We start from the raw sequence: 16430 nt of genomic DNA on the forward strand, positions 1-16430 counted from the left end.
TCAGGAGTTAAAAATGACGAAAATTAAAGCGCTGGATAAAACCGCACACAAAAACATCAAGGTCGGACAGGACCTGACGTTTTCTCATGTGAAGGAGAACCATGTATTGCCATTGGTTCTACACGAAGTGGTTCAGGCGAGTCAGAGTTTTCCAGTCCTGTTTGTAAAAGATCAGAACACCGGGCAGTTTAAAATCGTCGCGTTGGCGGGTTTGCGTCCTGGTGAGAACCTGTTTTCCGGATCAGAAGCGTGGGATGGTGATTATATCCCCATGCAGGTTCGCACCTATCCTTTCGCTCTGATCAAAAATCCTCAGAATGAGGATGAAGCCGTTTTGTGTATCGATGAAGATTCTGAAATGGTCGGAGAATCAGAGGGCGAATTGCTCTTTGGTGACGACGGAGAGCAGACGGAGTTTCTGAAAAACCGCTCTCAGGCAGTGGTTGAAGTGGCACAGCGAATCCATGTCACGGATCAGTTCATCGAGTATCTCGTATCCAAAGATTTGCTCAGCCAAAAGAAACTCACTTTGCAGGTGTCTGAAGATGAGCAGCCGTACGATCTCACGGGATTTTATGTGATTGACGAGGAAAAGTTGAATCAATTATCGGATGAGGATTTTCTGGAGCTGCGGAAAAAAGGTGTTATGCCGGCTATTTATGCAGCGCTGATGTCTTCGATGCGCGTGCAAAATCTGGTACGTAAAAAGCGTGCAGCATAATCAGGGTATCCAGTAGCAAATACTACTGGGCCAGTTTTGTCTCTAAGTGGTTGGAAGGTCATGGTTTCTCGTATTGACGAAGTGTTGATTGTTGGCGGAGGCACAGCCGGTTGGCTCACGGCGGGGATTCTCGCTGCCAGGTTAAATTCCACCCGCGAAGATGCTGTGAAGATTACATTGGTTGAGTCACCCAATGTACCCATCATGGGCGTTGGCGAAGGTACCTGGCCGACCATGCGCACCACTTTGCAGACGATTGGGGTTGATGAGGGTGAGTTCATGCGAGAGTGCGAGGCCACTTTCAAGCAGGGCTCAGAGTTTGTTAACTGGCTGGACTCTCCGGAAAGTGTAGGTCGGCACAGTTATTACCACCCATTGAGTGCTGTCTTCCACTCTGCTCATGAGTTCAATCTCGTTCCTTACTGGTTACTTGGCGAAGCGGAAGGCAGGCCATATGACGAGGCCACGGCATCGCAGGTTTTTGCCTGCCAGCAGGGGCTGGCACCAAAGAAAATTACTACCCCTGCATACGATGCGATTCTGAATTATTCATATCATCTGGATGCGCATAAATTTGCTGCGTTTCTTACCCGGCACTGTACTGAGAAACTCGGTGTAAAACACGTTCGCGCAAATGTAACTGACGTCCATCTTTCTGAAGACGGTTCTATCGAATCGGTTGATACGGACCACGGTGAGCATTCTCGTTTGAAGGCGGATTTCTTTGTTGATTGCTCTGGCTCACGGGCTTTATTGCTCGGTGGGGCACTTGATGTTCCCTGGAAGAGCGTACGGGATCAGGTTTTCAACGATACGGCTCTGGCGATTCAGGTGCCATATGACAGTGAGAGTGCACCCATAGCGACACACACCATTGCAACGGCGCATAAGCAGGGTTGGACGTGGGATATCGGTCTTAGCTCCCGCCGGGGTGTTGGTTTTGTTTATAGCAGCAGTCATTGCTCGGTTGATGAAGCGGAGCAAACCTTAAGGGAGTACATTGGTCCCTCGGCAGATAATCTCGAAGCGCGGAAAATCGGTTTCGACTTGGGGTATCGCGAACAGTTCTGGAAGAAAAATTGTGTCGCACTGGGTATGTCAGCCGCATTTATAGAGCCGCTGGAAGCCTCTGCCATTTTTCTGATTGAGGCGGGTGCCAATATGTTGGCCGAACAGTTCCCGCGTCGAAAAGAAGCCATTCCACTGGTAGCGAAAAAATACAACAGTACTTTTGCACTTCGCTGGCACAAAACCGTTGACTTTATCAAGCTGCACTACTGCATCTCCCGCCGACGGGACAGTGATTACTGGATAGACAATTGCGACGAAAGCACGGTCCCGGACTCTCTCAAAGAGCGTTTGGAGCACTGGAAATATCATCCTCCTGGGAAGTTTGATTTCGACTATGCCTATGAGCCTTTTGTGCTTGATAGTTATTTGTTTGTTCTCTACGGGATGCAGTTTGCTACCGAGATTGACTACAACAAAAGTGCCTATGTTCAGTCACAATCGGCGCGCCGGCGATTTGCTGAGATCCAAAAGCTCAACCAGGCACTGCAGGCGGAGTTGCCGTCCCAGCGTGAGCTGGTTGACAAGGTATATAAGTATGGATTTCAGCGGATCTAACGTATCGCTGGGGTCTGTTACGGGTGCTTGATGGGGTGGGACAAGGTTTGGCAAGATGCCAATGGCAAGATTTTGGTGCGAGTGAAATTTTCACTTCCCTTTTTTCGCACGAAAAATATACTAGGCGAGCTTTTTAGAATAACTTCCAAATCTTAAGGTGTTGTATGGCCACTGTAGAAGCCCCAAAAATCGTTCCTCTGCGCAGCGACGTCCACGGCAAGCTGAAAGTCCGTGAATTGGGGACCTTTGAGCACGTGAAGAACGCGCACATGGTGCCGGTTACTGCTCACGAATTCTCCCGCCTGGGTGCTGAATTCCCGATCGTATTCGTCAAGAACTCCGAGACTGACCAGTTCCAGTCTGTTGCCCTGCTGAGCCTGAAAGTAGGCGAAAACCTGTTCGTAGATGGCGAAAAGTGGAAAGGCGTTTTCGTACCGGGCGCTGTGCGCAACCATCCTTTCATTCTGGCCCCTGCCGGTGAAGACAAGGAAAAGCTGATGGTCGGCCTGATAGAAAACAGCCCGGTTGTCGGCGAAGAAGAGGGCAATGCCCTGTTCGAAGAGTCCGGTGAAGAGTCCGAGTACCTGAAGGCCAAGAAAGAGTCTCTGGTGGGCTACCTGGAAAGCGACCAGATGACCAAGGCGTTTATCACCATTCTGGCCGAGAAAGATCTGCTGACTACCCAGAACGTTGCTGTCAACGCGGGTGGCGAGAAGATCAATCTGACCGGTATCTACATGGTCGATGAGAAGAAGCTGGGCGAGCTGAGCGAAGAAGACTTCGCTGACTTCCGCAAGCGCGGTTTCCTGGCGCCGCTGTACGCGCAGCTGGGCTCCATGCATCAGTTCTCCCGTCTGGCCCGGATGCAGGCTGAAGCCTGATCCGTATCGTCAGGGAGTGCTCTGCTCCCTGACCTTCCCGGCCTCCTTCAGAGGTCGGGATAAATTCCCCGGTTATCCCCCATGTTTTTTTCCCGCTACGCCGCCTGGCTGACCTTTCTCGGAGTTTTTTACGGGCTCTGGGCGCTGTTCGTGTTTGGTCAGAACCTGTGGGCGACGGTGGTGGAGCACTGGCCCATGGCGCTGTCCATGGCCGTCGGTAGCTATGCCGCCGGCTCTACTCCCATGGGGGGCGGCACCGTTGGCTTCCCGGTGCTCGTGCTGCTGTTTGATATGCCTGCGAGCCTTGGGCGGGACTTCAGTTTTGCCGTGCAGTCTATCGGTATGGTCAGTGCCAGTATCTTTATTTTCTGCCGTCGCCAGCAGTTGGCCTGGTCCATGTTGCGTGGCGCGCTGCTGGGCAGCCTGGTGGCCACGCCACTGGGTGTTCTTTTTTTTGCCCCCCTTGTGCCCGAGCTGTGGGTGAAGCTGTCGTTTGCCGTGATCTGGGGTAGCTTTGGCATTCTGCATCTGTATCGATTGCGAGAAATTACCGGTCACGATCATGCCGGTGACCCCCGCTGCCCCGCGGATTTTCGCGTTGGCCTGGTGCTGGGTGGTGTTTCCGGTTTTGCCGCAGTGTCGGTTACCGGAGTCGGAATCGACATGGTGATCTACGCGGCGCTGGTGCTGTTGAGCCGTGTGGATCTGAAGGTGGCCATCCCGACCTCCGTGGTCATTATGGCGTTCTCTTCGGTGGTGGGTGTGGCGGTAAAGAGTGTCACCGGAGACTGGCAGCCGGGCGTACTGGGTAACTGGCTGGCTGCGGCGCCTGTGGTAGCACTCGGGGCCCCCCTGGGGGTATTCGTCGTCGGGTTGATTGGTCGTAAGCCAACGCTGCTTGTAGTGGCGCTGTTGTGCATCGTGCAGCTCGTCTGGACCTGTGTCTCGGAAAGGGCGACCCTGGGAGTGCTCGGCACTGTTGCGGCCGCGGTGGCCGTGCTCGTTTGCCTGGGTGGATTCGAAGCCTTGCGCTCTCTCGGGTTGCGCAGAGAGCGCCGACGCGAAGGCGCTGGTGAGGTGGGTGGAAGCTTCCCTGTGGGTGGTGGGCTGGTGTCTGGCTCCTAGCCTTCCCTTTTTATCCCTCCTTCTCGTTTACCTCTGCTTCTCGTTGATCTCTGCTTCTCGTTGATCTCTGTTTTCTCGGGCTGCTGTGCGAGCAATAAAAAAGGCGATCTCTTGCGAGATCGCCTTTTTTGAAGATGGCTGGGGTGGAAGGATTCGAACCTTCGCATGACGGGATCAAAACCCGCTGCCTTACCGCTTGGCTACACCCCAGTATCGGGTTTCGTGAAGCTGGACTCACGAGAAGAAAATGGTAGCAAGGGGGAGACTTGAACTCCCGACCTCAGCATTATGAGTGCTGCGCTCTAACCAGCTGAGCTACCTTGCCACTGAAAGTCTCGGCTAACCGAGGGCGCGCATTATCGGGCGACCTCGGAGGTCTGTCAACACCTTTTTGGTAAATTAATCAGTAGGTTAGCGCGCTAACCACTTTTCCCGTGCTTGGATCCGCTGGACTAGCGGCCGCGGCCAATGGCGGCGAGCAGTGATCCCACTACGACGGTTATCGCGCCAACCCAGCTAATCCAGTTCATTGGCTCTACTTCGATGTAATCGGGCCACAGGGCGCCGATAAGGGCGCTGAGAGCCAGGGTCATCAGGGGTACCAGTGCCAGGGTGGCGCTGACCCGTGATGCTTCCCACGCCGCCATCGCCTTGGCGAAGGCGCTGTAGGCAATCAGTGTGTTGGCGGTCAGAAACAGCAGTAAGCCCCAGCCTAGGGCATCCAGTTGCAGTGCGCTGGTGGGCTGGGATATGGGCAGGAAGCAAAGGCTGCCAGCGATGTAGATCAGCACCAGTAGGTTCTGCGGGCGCGACTGGGCGACGATCTTTTTCTGGAACAGTCCATACACCGCCCAGGTCACTGCCGCGATCACTACCAGCCCGACGCCGATCAGGTACTGCCGGTCTTCCCCTCGCAGCAGCTCCGGTATCCGCAGATTAAAGAACAGCGCAAGGCCGATGCACACCATTCCCACACCCATCCACTGGCGTGCGGAAAAACGCTCCCCCAGCCATAACACGCTGAATACCAGCAGGAGCAGTGGCGCCAGCTGGATCAGTACCTGCAGGGCGCCCGGGGTTATGTAGTTCAGCCCGGTGGCGTAGGCGATGTAGTTACCCAGCAGGCCGCCTACCGCCAGCAGTGTGTAGGGGAGGAGGCGGCCAGTGAACAGTTGCCTCAGCTCGAGTTGCCGACGCCAGCCGTACCAGGTGCCGGCAAACAGGGCGGCGCCAAAAAAGCGAAACCAGGTCACGGTGGTGGAGTCCATGTCGGCGATCAGGCCTTTCATCGCAATGGGCAGGAGGGCCCACAGAAAGGCGGTGGTCAGTGCCAGCGGCAGTCCGATTCTCCAGTTGGATTGGTACATGGCAGCCTTTGGTGGTGGTGCTAATGGTGTGCTGGGTGGTGCGCTGAGCGGTGCGATGTAGTGGTCCGCAGAACGCGGGGCAATTGACCCGGCGCTTTGGTGGCGCGCCGGGTTTGCCGGAGGGGGTGGCAGGCGGGGATCAGACGTTGAAGCGGAAGTGAATCACGTCGCCGTCGACCACCACATACTCTTTGCCTTCCAGGCGCCATTTGCCCGCTTCTTTGGCACCAGCCTCGCCTTTGTTGGCGACAAAATCGTCGTAACCCACCACTTCCGCGCGGATAAAGCCCTTCTCGAAGTCGGTGTGGATCTTGCCCGCGGCCTGGGGAGCGGTGGCGCCCTGGGGGATGGTCCATGCGCGCACTTCCTTTACACCGGCAGTGAAGTAGGTGTGCAGGCTCAGTAGGTTGTAGCCTGCGCGGATAACGCGGTTCAGGCCCGGTTCTTCCATGCCCAGCTCTTCCAGGAATTCGGCTTTCTCGTCGTCGTCCAGCTCGGCGATCTCGGATTCGAGTTTGTTGCAGATGGGTACCAGAACCGCATTCTCTTCCGCGGCAATGGCGGATACGGCATCCAGGTGCGGGTTGTTCTCGAACCCGTCTTCATCCACGTTGGCGATATACATGGTGGGCTTGACGGTAAGCAGGCTCAATTCGCGCAGGTCGGCCAGCTCATCGTCGCTCAGGCCGAACGAGCGCAGCGGCTTGGCTTCGTTCAGGTGCGGCTGAATCTTTTCCAGCAGCGCCTTCATCTTGATCGCGTGCTTGTCTTGGCCCTTGGCGGCGCGGGTGTAGCGCAGCAGCGCTTTTTCCACAGTATCCAGGTCAGCCAGCGCCAGTTCGGTGTTGATCACCTCGATGTCGGCCACCGGGTTGATCTTGTTGGCCACGTGAATCACGTTGTCATTTTCGAAGCAGCGCACCACGTGGGCGATGGCGTCGGTCTCGCGGATGTTGGCGAGGAACTTGTTGCCCAGACCTTCACCCTTGGAGGCGCCGGCCACCAGGCCCGCGATATCGGTGAATTCCATGGTGGTGGGAATGACTTTCTGCGGCTTCACAATCTCGGCGAGTTTGTCGAGACGCTGGTCCGGTACCGGCACGATGCCGGCGTTCGGCTCGATGGTGCAGAAGGGGAAATTCTCCGCATCGATACCCGCTTTGGTCAGGGCATTGAACAGAGTGGATTTGCCTACGTTGGGCAGGCCGACGATGCCGCAAGTAAAACCCATGGTGTGAATCCTGTAGTGAATCTAGTGGTGCGTTGCAGTGGCGGTGTCCGAGGAGGCCGCGGTCTGCTTGCTACCTGGTGCTATTTAGATTTGGTGTGCAGCGTTTTCATGGCGCCACCCCAGTCGCCACTGGCAGCGGTGGGGAGTGCATCCACAGCGCGGTCGATGGCTTCTGCCAGTTGGTCCTGCTCTACCCTGGGTGCGCGCTGCAGTACGTAATTGACTACATCGCGGGCGTTGCCCGGGTGGCCGACGCCGAGGCGCAGACGCATGAAATCGCGATTGTTCCCGAGAGCGGCGATGATATCGCGCAGGCCGTTGTGCCCCCCGTGGCCACCACCGCCTTTCAGGCGCGCAGTACCGCAGGGCAGGTCCAGCTCATCGTGAGCGACCAGAATAGCCTCGACGGGAATCTTGAAAAAATTCGCCAGCGGGCCCACTGCCTGGCCGCTGCGATTCATATAGGTGGTGGGAATCAGCAGGCGGATATCCTGCCCGCCGATTCGCACACGGCCGGTGAGGCCGTGATATTTGCTGTCTGGCGCGAGCTGGGTGCCGTGGATACGGGCCAGCTCGGAGACGAAGTCGGCCCCGGCGTTATGACGCGTCCGGTCGTATTCGGGGCCTGGGTTACCCAGGCCCACAATCAACTGGATGGGCGTGTCCGGAGCCTTGCTCAAGGTACTTTTCCTTTATCAGGAGACCTGAACGAGAGTCGGCTTATGCTTCGCCGGACTCTTCACCTTCACCTTCGCCTTCTTCAGCGTCGGCTTCAACAGCACCGCGCGGCTTGTGCACAGAGGCAACAACCAGGTCGTGGTCTTCGCCGTGGGCCAGGTCCACAGACTCAACGCCAGCCGGCAGCTTGATGTCGGAGATGTGAACGGTGCCGTCCAGTTCCAGGTCCGCCAGGTCTACTTCGATGAACTCAGGCAGCTTGGAAGCCGGTGCAGAGATGTCCAGCTCGGTCAGGGTGTGGGACACGATGCCGCCAGCCTTGACGCCTTTACACTTGTCTTCGTTCAGGAAGTGCAGCGGCACTTTAACGTGAACTTTGGTGTTGGCGGAAACGCGCTGGAAGTCAGCGTGCAGCAGGATAGGCTTGGCCGGGTGACGCTGCAGATCGCGCAGGATCACGGTTTCTTCTTTACCGTCGACGCTCAGGGTCAGTACGGAGGAGAAAACAGCTTCGTTTTCCAGAGCCTTGAACATATCTTTCTGCAGCAGAGAGATGGACTGCGGCTCAGCTTTGCCACCGTAGATGATGGCCGGAACTTTCGCTTCCAGGCGACGCAGGCGGCGGCTCGCACCTTTCCCTTCGTCGCTACGGACGCTGGCATTCAGTTTGAAATCAGACATGGGGTAAACCTCAGGTTGTCTGTCCAGAAGGCCCTGCGACCGGAACCCTCTGGCGTTGCTATAAAAGGGGCAGAATCTATTGAAACGCCCAATAGTAAACGCCCGGCAGTGCCGGGCGGGCGCGTATTCTAAGGGGAAGCGCAGGCGATTGCCAGCGCTTAAAGCGGAAGATTCGGACCGTGGCTCGCGAGCGGAGCTTACGAGCGGAACATCGCGGACAGGGATTCTTCGTTGCTGATGCGGCGCATGGATTCCGCCAGCATGGCAGACAGGGTCAGCTGGCGGATCTTCGGAGCTTTTTCCATTTTGTCGCCCAGCGGAATGGAGTCGGTGACTACCAGTTCATCCATCACGGAGTTGTTCAGGTTTTCGATCGCCTTGCCGGACAGGACCGGGTGGGTACAGTAGGCCACAACTTTTTTGGCGCCGTGATCCTTCAGTGCCGCCGCGGCGTTGCACAGGGTGCCGGCGGTATCAACCATATCGTCCACCAGCAGGCAGGTGCGGCCGCTTACTTCACCGATGATGTTCATGACTTCGGCCACATTTGCCGCCGGGCGGCGTTTGTCGATGATCGCCAGGTCGCAGTCCAGGCTCTTGGCGACCGCGCGGGCGCGAACCACACCGCCGATGTCCGGGGAAACCACAACCAGATCCTCATAGCCCTGGCGCTCGATGTCGTCCAGCAGTACAGAGGAGCCGTATACGTTATCCACAGGCACGTCGAAGAAGCCCTGAATCTGCTCGGCGTGCAGGTCGACGGTCAGAACGCGATCGATACCCACGCTCACCATCATGTCCGCCACAACCTTGGCGGAAATTGGTACACGCTGGGAGCGCACCCGGCGATCCTGTCGCGCGTAGCCGAAGTAGGGGACTACCGCGGTGATGCGGCCAGCCGAGGCGCGGCGCAGGGCATCCACCAGCAGAATCAGTTCCATGATATTGCGGTTGGTGGGCTGGCAGGTGGACTGCACCACGAACACATCGCGGCCGCGCACATTGTCAGTGATCTCCACCGCGATCTCACCATCGGAGAAGCGTTTTACCACGGCTTCCCCCAGCGGTATCGCCATATGCTCAACAACCTTTTGTGCCAGTTCCGGGTTTGCGTTGCCGGTGAAGACCATTAAGTCAGCCACTGCGAGTACCTTTTTCGTTGGGAGTAGATGATGTTAGTGAAATTCAGGGGTTTTCGGAGCGCGAACTGCTTGCAGGTGAGTGTGATGCCGTTTCATTGGGCGACCATTTAATGCAAGTGTAGAGGGTGGCCCTGATTGGCCGGTTATCGGGGTTGGACCCGAAGCTCCAAGGCGGGCCATGGATGGCTCGCCCGCAAACCAGTGCAGCTGGTTTGTCGGGAGCTAAGTGCGGACATGCGCCGCGCTTAGCGTTTTTCAGGAATTCATGGAGGAACTCCTGAAAACTAAGAAAGTGGCTGGGGTGGAAGGATTAGCTTCGCCTGCGGCTCGCTGGTCTCCGCTGGCTGCGCCAGCTTCGGCTCGAACCTGTCAGAGTGCGTTGCTTTCGCTACATTCACTGCCAACCTGAAAATATGGCTGGGGTGGAAGGATTCGAACCTTCGCATGACGGGATCAAAACCCGCTGCCTTACCGCTTGGCTACACCCCAGCAATGTTGCAGTTAGTCAATTTAGACTGTTGCTGCAAATTTCGCGAGTTGCTTGTGAGTGGGGGATTTATCCACACCTCGAGCAACAAAGGCGCTCCATCCTTCAGGTCGCCCGGCATACGCTTTCTGCGCTGCCGACTCTGACTCGAAGCCGGCAAATACACATGCGCCGGTTCCTGTCAGTTGCGCCTGCCCGTGTTGCGAAAGCCATTCTCTGGCTTCGCGTACCTCGGGGTAGAGGCTCTCAACCAGTGGCTGGAAATCGTTACCGGCATGATCGTTCAGCCAGTGTGTGTTCAGCCGCCTGTCGCGAAGGGCCGCTAATGTAATTGCGGCGGAATCTCTTGTCAAACGCGGATCGGAAAAAAGCGCCGCGGTGCTCACGTGGCAGTCAGGTGTGAGCACCAGGTACCAGCGGGGCTCAATGGAAACCGCGGTCAATCGTTCGCCAACGCCCTCAGCAAAGGCCGAGTGGCCTCGTACGAATACCGGTACATCCGCGCCCAGTTGTCGCCCCAGTTCAGCGAGTGCGTCCAGCTCAAGCTCGCACTGCCACAGCTGGTTCAGCCCCAGCAGGGTGGTTGCGGCGTCACTGCTGCCGCCGCCGATGCCGCCGCCGGCAGGGAGAGTTTTTTGCACGGAAATACGTGCCCCGAGATCGGCACGGCCACAGGTCTGTCTCAGCAATTCTGCCGCACGGTAAATCAGGTTCTGTTCGGGACTCACGTCCACACCCGGGCAATGCAGGTGAATGCTGCTGTCGTCAGTAACTTCAAAGTGCAGCGTGTCGCCAAAATCCAGCAGCTGAAAAACCGTTTGTAGCTCGTGATAGCCGTCTTCGCGGCGGCCGAGTATGCGCAGCATCAGATTCAGCTTTGCCGGCGCAGTGAGGGTAAGGTGATGCCCATGCTTGGGGGCGGGTCTGGAGAAGGATGTGTTCATTGAGCGGTGGGTATTGGATTGCTGGCGGCCAGTTTAACAGCCGCCAGCATCTTCGGGGAGGCACCTAAAGCAGATGTCCTTTAAGGTCGACTTATCTGGGAACCCACTCCTTGATCACCACGGTAACGCTTACCGGACCAGCTGCATTATTGGTGGCCGCCTTGATGCGACTGGGAAGCTGGAAGGCGCCGACGGACTGGTAGCCACTGAAATTCAGTTGCCAGCCGGACTGTTGCAGGCTTTGCAGTAGTCCTTTGGAATCTTTCTTTTGCCCGGCGACCGCGCCTGGTGCAGGCAGGCCGCGCACCCAGTAGAACATCTCTGAAACCGGTAGTGGCCAGCCCATGATTTGCTCTGTCAGTTGCGCCGGGTCAGAGGCCATTACAGCGGGGTCGCTGCCCCTTTGCAGGCTGACGCCGCCCGGTGATCCACTGATGGTGGTGGCGCCGGCGCCCAATGGGCCGCTCAGGTGAATGCGGTAGTTGGCGTTGGCCTGCTGCCAGATCAGGTTGGCGCTACCGTTTTCTTTAGGTGAACGCACACCCAGTTTGCCTTTGGCCTCCCAGCGCTGGAGTGCCGCTGCAGACTGTGGTTGTGCAGCCTGTTGCGCGGGCGGTTGCTGTGGTTGCGGCTTTTGTGAGCTGCAAGCGGTGAGTGCGAGCAACAGGACTGCGCCCACTATTTGCAGGGCGCGTTGTGCGCCCTGGGAAAATTGAAAAGAGGGCAGAGAGAGAACGTCAGCTTTCCGTAACATGCTGTTCCAGTCTTTGTTGATCCTGTAGCCGCTGCATGGCCGCTGGGATTAGTTTACTTTCGGGGTTGGACTGCAATCCCTGCTCCCACACCTGCATGGCCTGTTGGTGTTTTCCAAGTGCCCATAGAGCTTCGCCCAGGTGTGCGGCAATTTCGTGGTCTTTCATCAGCTCGTGAGCTTTTTGCAGGTACCTCACGGCTTCGACGTGGTTGCCCAGGCGATGATGTGCCCAGCCCATGCTATCGATGATGGCGGGGTCGTCCGGGCTTAGTTCCAGTGCTTTAGTGATCAGTACCAGCGCCTCATCGAGGCGGTCGTCATAGGAAAGCAGTTTGTAACCCAATGTGTTAAGCAGGTTCGCATTATCCGGGTCGCGGGACAACAATTTACGCAAACCCAGTTCAAAATTTTCTACATCGCCGAGCTGCTCACTGGCCATTGCATGTGCGTAGACAAGGCGGTTGCTGTCGTCATTGCGCTTGAGGGCGTCCGCCAATAACGTCTGCGCTTCCTTCAAATAACCATGTTTGGTCAGCAACTCCGTCTGCAGCAGATAAAACTGTTCCTCCTGCGCGGGGTGGCGTTGGCGCAGTTCTTCAAACCACTCCTGGGCGCCCTCGGTGTTGCCACTGGCCGCAAGCAGGTTGGTGCCGCGGGTAATGGCCGGCACATAGTCGCCGCCGGGACGCACCATGCGGTAATGCGTCACCGCTTCTTCGATTTCACTGGTTTGTTCGGCAATGCCCGCGAGATAGAAGTGCGCGGCAGATTCGTGCTCTCCCAGTGCCAGCAGTTTTTCCAGCAGGGGTTTGGCGTTATCAAACTGATTGGTTTCGTACTGAATCAGGGCCAGCGAGAGAATCAGGTTGGCGTCGTTGGGGCGCTGTTTTACCAGCTCCACAAACTGATGCTGGGCCAGGTCCAGATCTTCCCGGATTAGCAGGCGGGCGTATTGAAGCCGCAGGCGGCTCTCCTTGGGATAAAGGTTGACGAGGTTTTCCAGCAGTCGGCGCGCCTCCTTGTTGCGCCCCATATCGATCAGGACATGAGATTCCAGTAGTGGGGCGTCGAGCAATGACGGGTCGCGCTCCTGAACCTGGCGAGTGAGTTTCAGGGCCTCTTCTGATCGTTTATTGGCGCGCAGCATCATTGCCAGCGCGAGGGATACCTCGTTGTTGTTGGGGTGTTTCAGCGACAGGCGCTGAAATTCAGGCAGGACTTTTGCCGCCAGTTCGTCGTTGTCCACAACGGTGGCGGCAACCGATTGCAGTGGCGCATCGGCGCCGAGATCCAGCGCCAGCTCCGCGTGGCGCATGGCGGCATCTAGCTCGCCGGCGAGGGTGAGCTCGGCAGTGGCGGCCAGCTGCGCATCCGGGTTCTCTGGCTCCAGTTCTACCCATAGCTGGGCAGAACGCAGGGCTGCGCGGCGCGCATTGAGGAAGCGCGCGATGCGGGTAGCGCGGGCGGCGATACCGGCATCCTTGGTGCGTTCAGCCTGGAAGTAGTAGTTGGCGAGGGCAAGGTCGTACTGCTCGCGGTTGCCGGCCACTTCGGCGACCAGCAGCGTGTAGAAAGTCTCGATAGGGAAAGGCCTGGTTTTGCTTTCAGGCTCGGCCACGGATTTGGTCGCTGGTTCGCCGGTCGGGTCGGTAGAAGGCGTGGCGGTGGTCGCCTGCCCGTCCGCTGGCTGCTCCGAGACGGATTCCGGCGTCTGGTCAGCGGCTGCGAGAGTGGGCGGGTTCTGCACACTGTGTGGTTGCTGGGTACAGGCGCACAGAACCGCCATCGAAACGGCCGCGGCCAGTCGTTTTCCGTGGCGGCACTCCGCTGGTTGCTGGAGCCGGGGGGCTGCCACTGTGCGCATAAGGCGTGGCGTTAACAGGGTGGCGAGCACTGGGAGGGAGAAAAGCTGCATATAAACGTGTCCGTACGTTCGCGCCACGCACCGTTTGGCGACCGGTCTCTGGCCGGGTCGTGGCGCTGAAGTCACTGCATCCGGCAGCAACCAAAGGCCAATCTTTGTGGTGAGGCGTCTGTTGGCGTATTTTTCCGGGTTATCGCCGTATAATTCTAGTTCTGAATTCTGTGTCCTGCGGTGCCGGCCCGAATCGAGCAACAAAGTCAGCACTTTTTTAAACCGACGGATAGCAGTTCTGCGCCGTCGTTGAGGCGCCTGTGATCAGGCTGGTTCGGTTGAGTCTGGCGCCTGATGGCCAGGTACCCCGGGAGGGCGGCTGTGCCGGCCCCGGCATGACGGCCAGGGACATACAATTGCAGCGATAGCTTGATACCGCTTGCACGGCGTGCGGCAGCCCCGGACAATGTGCGACCTTTTTACCGACAGAAGTACCATTTTCGGGACGGGTGTATAGAGGCACCCGGACGAGATGATGAGAGCCTATGCCGATCCTAGCTCTGGGAATCAATCACGATAGTGCGCCGGTTGCCGTGCGCGAGCGGGTTGCGTTCGCGCCCGAGGTGATGCCCAGTGCGCTGGCGGAAGCACGCGCGGCACTGGATTGTCGTGAACTGGCCATTCTCTCGACCTGCAACCGCACCGAGATTTACGGTGAGGTGACTCCTGAGTCTGTGCTGGCGTGGATATCCCGCTATCACGATGTCCCCATGGAGCAGCTGACCAGCTGTTACTACCAGTTCACTGATGAAACCGCTGTGCGCCATATGATGCGGGTAGCCTGCGGCCTGGACTCGCTGGTATTGGGCGAGCCCCAGATTCTTGGGCAGATGAAGTCCGCCTACGCAGTGGCGAGAGAGTCCGGCAGTGTCGGTTCTACCCTGCACAATGTGTTCCAGCAGGTGTTTTCGGTAGCGAAAAAAGTGCGCACCGAGACCGCTATTGGTGAAAACCCTGTCTCTGTGGCCTTCGCCGCGGTGTCGCTGGCGTCGAGGATTTTTACCGATCTCGGCCAGCAGACTGCGCTGTTGATCGGTGCCGGGGAAACGATCGAGCTGGTGGCCCGCCATTTGCTGGATAAAGGGGTGAAAAAGCTGATCGTTGCCAACCGGACTTTGCACCGGGCGCAATCGCTCGCGGAAGAGTTTGGCGCCGAGGCGATTCTGCTCGCCGATATTCCCAATGTTTTGCCGCGCGCGGACATCGTGATCAGCTCCACCGCCAGCCAGCTGCCTATTCTCGGTAAGGGCGCGGTGGAGACGGCGCTCAAGCAGCGCCGCCACAGCCCCATGTTTATGGTGGATATCGCGGTGCCCCGGGATATCGAGCCACAGGTGGGCAAGCTCGATGACGTCTACCTCTATACAGTGGACGATCTGCGCGGCGTGATTGACGAAGGCCGGCGCCTGCGCGAAAAAGCCGCCGAAGCCGCCGATCTGATCGTCGATTCTGCCGCCCACGATTTCATGCGCGAGCACCGCAGCCTGCGCGCGGTGGACTCCATTCGCAGTTACCGGCAACAAGCCCAGGGCATCAGCAAGGAAGAGCTGGAAAAAACACTGATCCAATTGCGCATGGGTGGTGACCCGGAACAGCTGATGGAGCAACTGGCCCGCTCTCTGACCAACAAACTGATTCACGCACCCACCGTGGCCCTGCGTCAGGCCACCGCCGATGGTGATCTGGAGCGGTTGCGCATCGCGCGGGAAATTATCGGCCTGGCCCCGGAAAAAGGGGGCCAGCAAATGGATGTATCGGCCACGTCGCCGGATAAGAAGAAACTCAAGTAATGAAAGCTTCTGTACAACAGAAACTCGACAACCTGGTGGAGCGCCACGAGGAAGTTTCCGCGTTGCTCGGCGATGCGGAAATCATCAGCGATCAGGACAAGTTCCGCGATCTTTCGCGGGAGTTTTCCGAGCTGGAAGAAGTGGTTAAGTGCTATAGCCGTTATAAGTCCCTGCAGGATGATATGGCCACCGCCCGCGAAATGCTCGATGAAAGCGATACAGAAATGCGGGAGATGGCGCAGGAGGAACTGCGCGAGGCCGAAGTGCAGGTGGAGCCGCTGGAAAAAGAACTGCAGACCCTGCTGTTGCCCCGCGACCCCAACGACCGCAAGAACGTCTATCTGGAAATTCGCGCCGGTACCGGCGGGGACGAAGCCGCTATTTTTTCCGGCGACCTGTTTCGCATGTATTCCCGCTATGCGGAAAAACAGGGCTGGCGCATCGAGGTAATCAGCGAAAACCCCGGTGAGCACGGCGGCTACAAGGAAATCATCACCCGTGTTGCCGGTGAAGAAGTCTACGCAAAACTGAAGTTCGAGTCCGGCGCGCACCGGGTGCAGCGGGTCCCGGAAACTGAGTCCCAGGGGCGTATCCATACTTCCGCGTGTACCGTGGCGGTGATGCCTGAACCAGACGAGCGCGATGCTATCGAGATTAATAAAGCGGACTTGCGCACCGATACCTACCGCGCCTCTGGAGCCGGTGGTCAGCACGTCAACAAAACCGACTCTGCAGTGCGCTTGACCCATATTCCTACGGGTATTGTGGTGGAGTGCCAGGACGAGCGCTCACAGCATAAAAACCGCGCCAAGGCCATGGCATTGCTGCAGGCCAAACTGAACAGTGCCCAGGAATCTGCCGCCGCCCAGGAAATTTCCGACGCGCGCAGAAACCTGGTAGGCAGTGGCGATCGCTCCGAGCGTATTCGCACGTACAATTTCCCGCAGGGCCGGGTGACCGACCACCGCATCAGCCTTACCTTGTACAAGCTAGATGAAGTGATGCAGGGCGCGCTGGATGAAGTGATCGGGCCGCTGCGCACCGAATACCAGGCAGACCAGCTGGCGGCCCTGGGGCAGAACTGATTC

General features: G+C 57.8%; 14 protein-coding genes and 3 tRNA genes. 6 read left to right on the forward strand and 11 right to left on the reverse strand.

Annotation, left to right across the window (positions count from 1 at the left end; genetic code table 11):
- Positions 1-13 precede the first annotated feature (13 nt).
- The 4 genes from LC059_RS16330 (at position 14) to LC059_RS16345 (ending at position 4353) form a co-directional block, all read left to right on the forward strand.
- Positions 14-721 carry a SapC family protein gene (locus LC059_RS16330; protein ID WP_226704939.1) on the forward strand — a complete coding sequence of 236 codons (708 nt, stop codon included), beginning with the start codon at positions 14-16 and terminating at the stop codon, positions 719-721.
- 60 nt (positions 722-781) lie between these two features.
- Positions 782-2347: a tryptophan halogenase family protein gene (locus tag LC059_RS16335; protein WP_226704940.1), complete on the forward strand. Its 1566-nt coding sequence runs from the start codon at positions 782-784 to the stop codon at positions 2345-2347.
- 164 nt (positions 2348-2511) lie between these two features.
- Positions 2512-3228, forward strand: a complete 717-nt coding sequence (locus tag LC059_RS16340) for a SapC family protein (RefSeq protein WP_226704941.1) — start codon at positions 2512-2514, stop codon at positions 3226-3228.
- 81 nt (positions 3229-3309) lie between these two features.
- On the forward strand, positions 3310-4353 hold the full coding sequence (locus tag LC059_RS16345) for a sulfite exporter TauE/SafE family protein (protein WP_226704942.1): 1044 nt from the start codon (positions 3310-3312) through the stop codon (positions 4351-4353).
- Between the two features lie 135 nt (positions 4354-4488).
- On the opposite strand, the gene LC059_RS16350 is transcribed toward LC059_RS16345, so the two are convergent.
- The 11 genes from LC059_RS16350 to LC059_RS16400 all read right to left on the reverse strand — a co-directional run bounded on the left by LC059_RS16350 (position 4489) and on the right by LC059_RS16400 (position 13552).
- Positions 4489-4563: transfer RNA gene (locus LC059_RS16350), tRNA-Gln, on the reverse strand.
- 38 nt (positions 4564-4601) lie between these two features.
- A tRNA-Met gene (locus tag LC059_RS16355) sits at positions 4602-4678 on the reverse strand.
- 127 nt (positions 4679-4805) lie between these two features.
- Positions 4806-5720, reverse strand: coding sequence for a DMT family transporter (locus LC059_RS16360; protein WP_226704943.1), 915 nt, complete (start codon positions 5718-5720; stop codon positions 4806-4808).
- A gap of 139 nt (positions 5721-5859) precedes the next feature.
- On the reverse strand, positions 5860-6951 hold the full coding sequence (gene ychF / locus LC059_RS16365) for a redox-regulated ATPase YchF (protein WP_226704944.1): 1092 nt from the start codon (positions 6949-6951) through the stop codon (positions 5860-5862).
- A gap of 80 nt (positions 6952-7031) precedes the next feature.
- Complete coding sequence (gene pth / locus LC059_RS16370; RefSeq protein ID WP_226704945.1) at positions 7032-7631, reverse strand: aminoacyl-tRNA hydrolase; 600 nt, start codon at positions 7629-7631, stop codon at positions 7032-7034.
- A 40-nt stretch (positions 7632-7671) separates the two neighbouring features.
- Positions 7672-8310 carry a 50S ribosomal protein L25/general stress protein Ctc gene (locus LC059_RS16375; RefSeq protein WP_226704946.1) on the reverse strand — a complete coding sequence of 213 codons (639 nt, stop codon included), beginning with the start codon at positions 8308-8310 and terminating at the stop codon, positions 7672-7674.
- A gap of 197 nt (positions 8311-8507) precedes the next feature.
- Positions 8508-9440, reverse strand: coding sequence for a ribose-phosphate pyrophosphokinase (locus tag LC059_RS16380; RefSeq protein WP_264189690.1), 933 nt, complete (start codon positions 9438-9440; stop codon positions 8508-8510).
- Positions 9441-9866: 426 nt separating this feature from the next.
- A tRNA-Gln gene (locus LC059_RS16385) sits at positions 9867-9941 on the reverse strand.
- Between the two features lie 21 nt (positions 9942-9962).
- Complete coding sequence (gene ispE / locus LC059_RS16390) at positions 9963-10883, reverse strand: 4-(cytidine 5'-diphospho)-2-C-methyl-D-erythritol kinase (RefSeq protein ID WP_226704948.1); 921 nt, start codon at positions 10881-10883, stop codon at positions 9963-9965.
- A gap of 91 nt (positions 10884-10974) precedes the next feature.
- Positions 10975-11637, reverse strand: coding sequence for a lipoprotein insertase outer membrane protein LolB (gene lolB / locus LC059_RS16395; RefSeq protein WP_226704949.1), 663 nt, complete (start codon positions 11635-11637; stop codon positions 10975-10977).
- Complete coding sequence (locus LC059_RS16400) at positions 11621-13552, reverse strand: tetratricopeptide repeat protein (RefSeq protein WP_226704950.1); 1932 nt, start codon at positions 13550-13552, stop codon at positions 11621-11623. Before LC059_RS16400 ends, lolB begins: the two co-directional genes overlap by 17 nt.
- 485 nt (positions 13553-14037) lie before the next feature.
- Between LC059_RS16400 and hemA the strand changes: the two genes are divergently transcribed.
- Together hemA and prfA are read left to right on the forward strand one after the other, a co-directional pair.
- The gene (gene hemA, locus LC059_RS16405) at positions 14038-15342 is read left to right on the forward strand and encodes a glutamyl-tRNA reductase (RefSeq protein ID WP_226704951.1); all 1305 of its coding nucleotides are present in this window, start codon (positions 14038-14040) and stop codon (positions 15340-15342) included.
- Entirely contained in the window at positions 15342-16427 is a 1086-nt protein-coding gene (gene prfA / locus LC059_RS16410) for a peptide chain release factor 1 (protein WP_226704952.1), read from the forward strand. Before hemA ends, prfA begins: the two co-directional genes overlap by 1 nt.
- Positions 16428-16430: the final 3 nt, after the last annotated feature.

This window comes from Microbulbifer elongatus (assembly GCF_020524885.1).
GTDB classification, from domain to species: domain Bacteria; phylum Pseudomonadota; class Gammaproteobacteria; order Pseudomonadales; family Cellvibrionaceae; genus Microbulbifer; species Microbulbifer elongatus_A.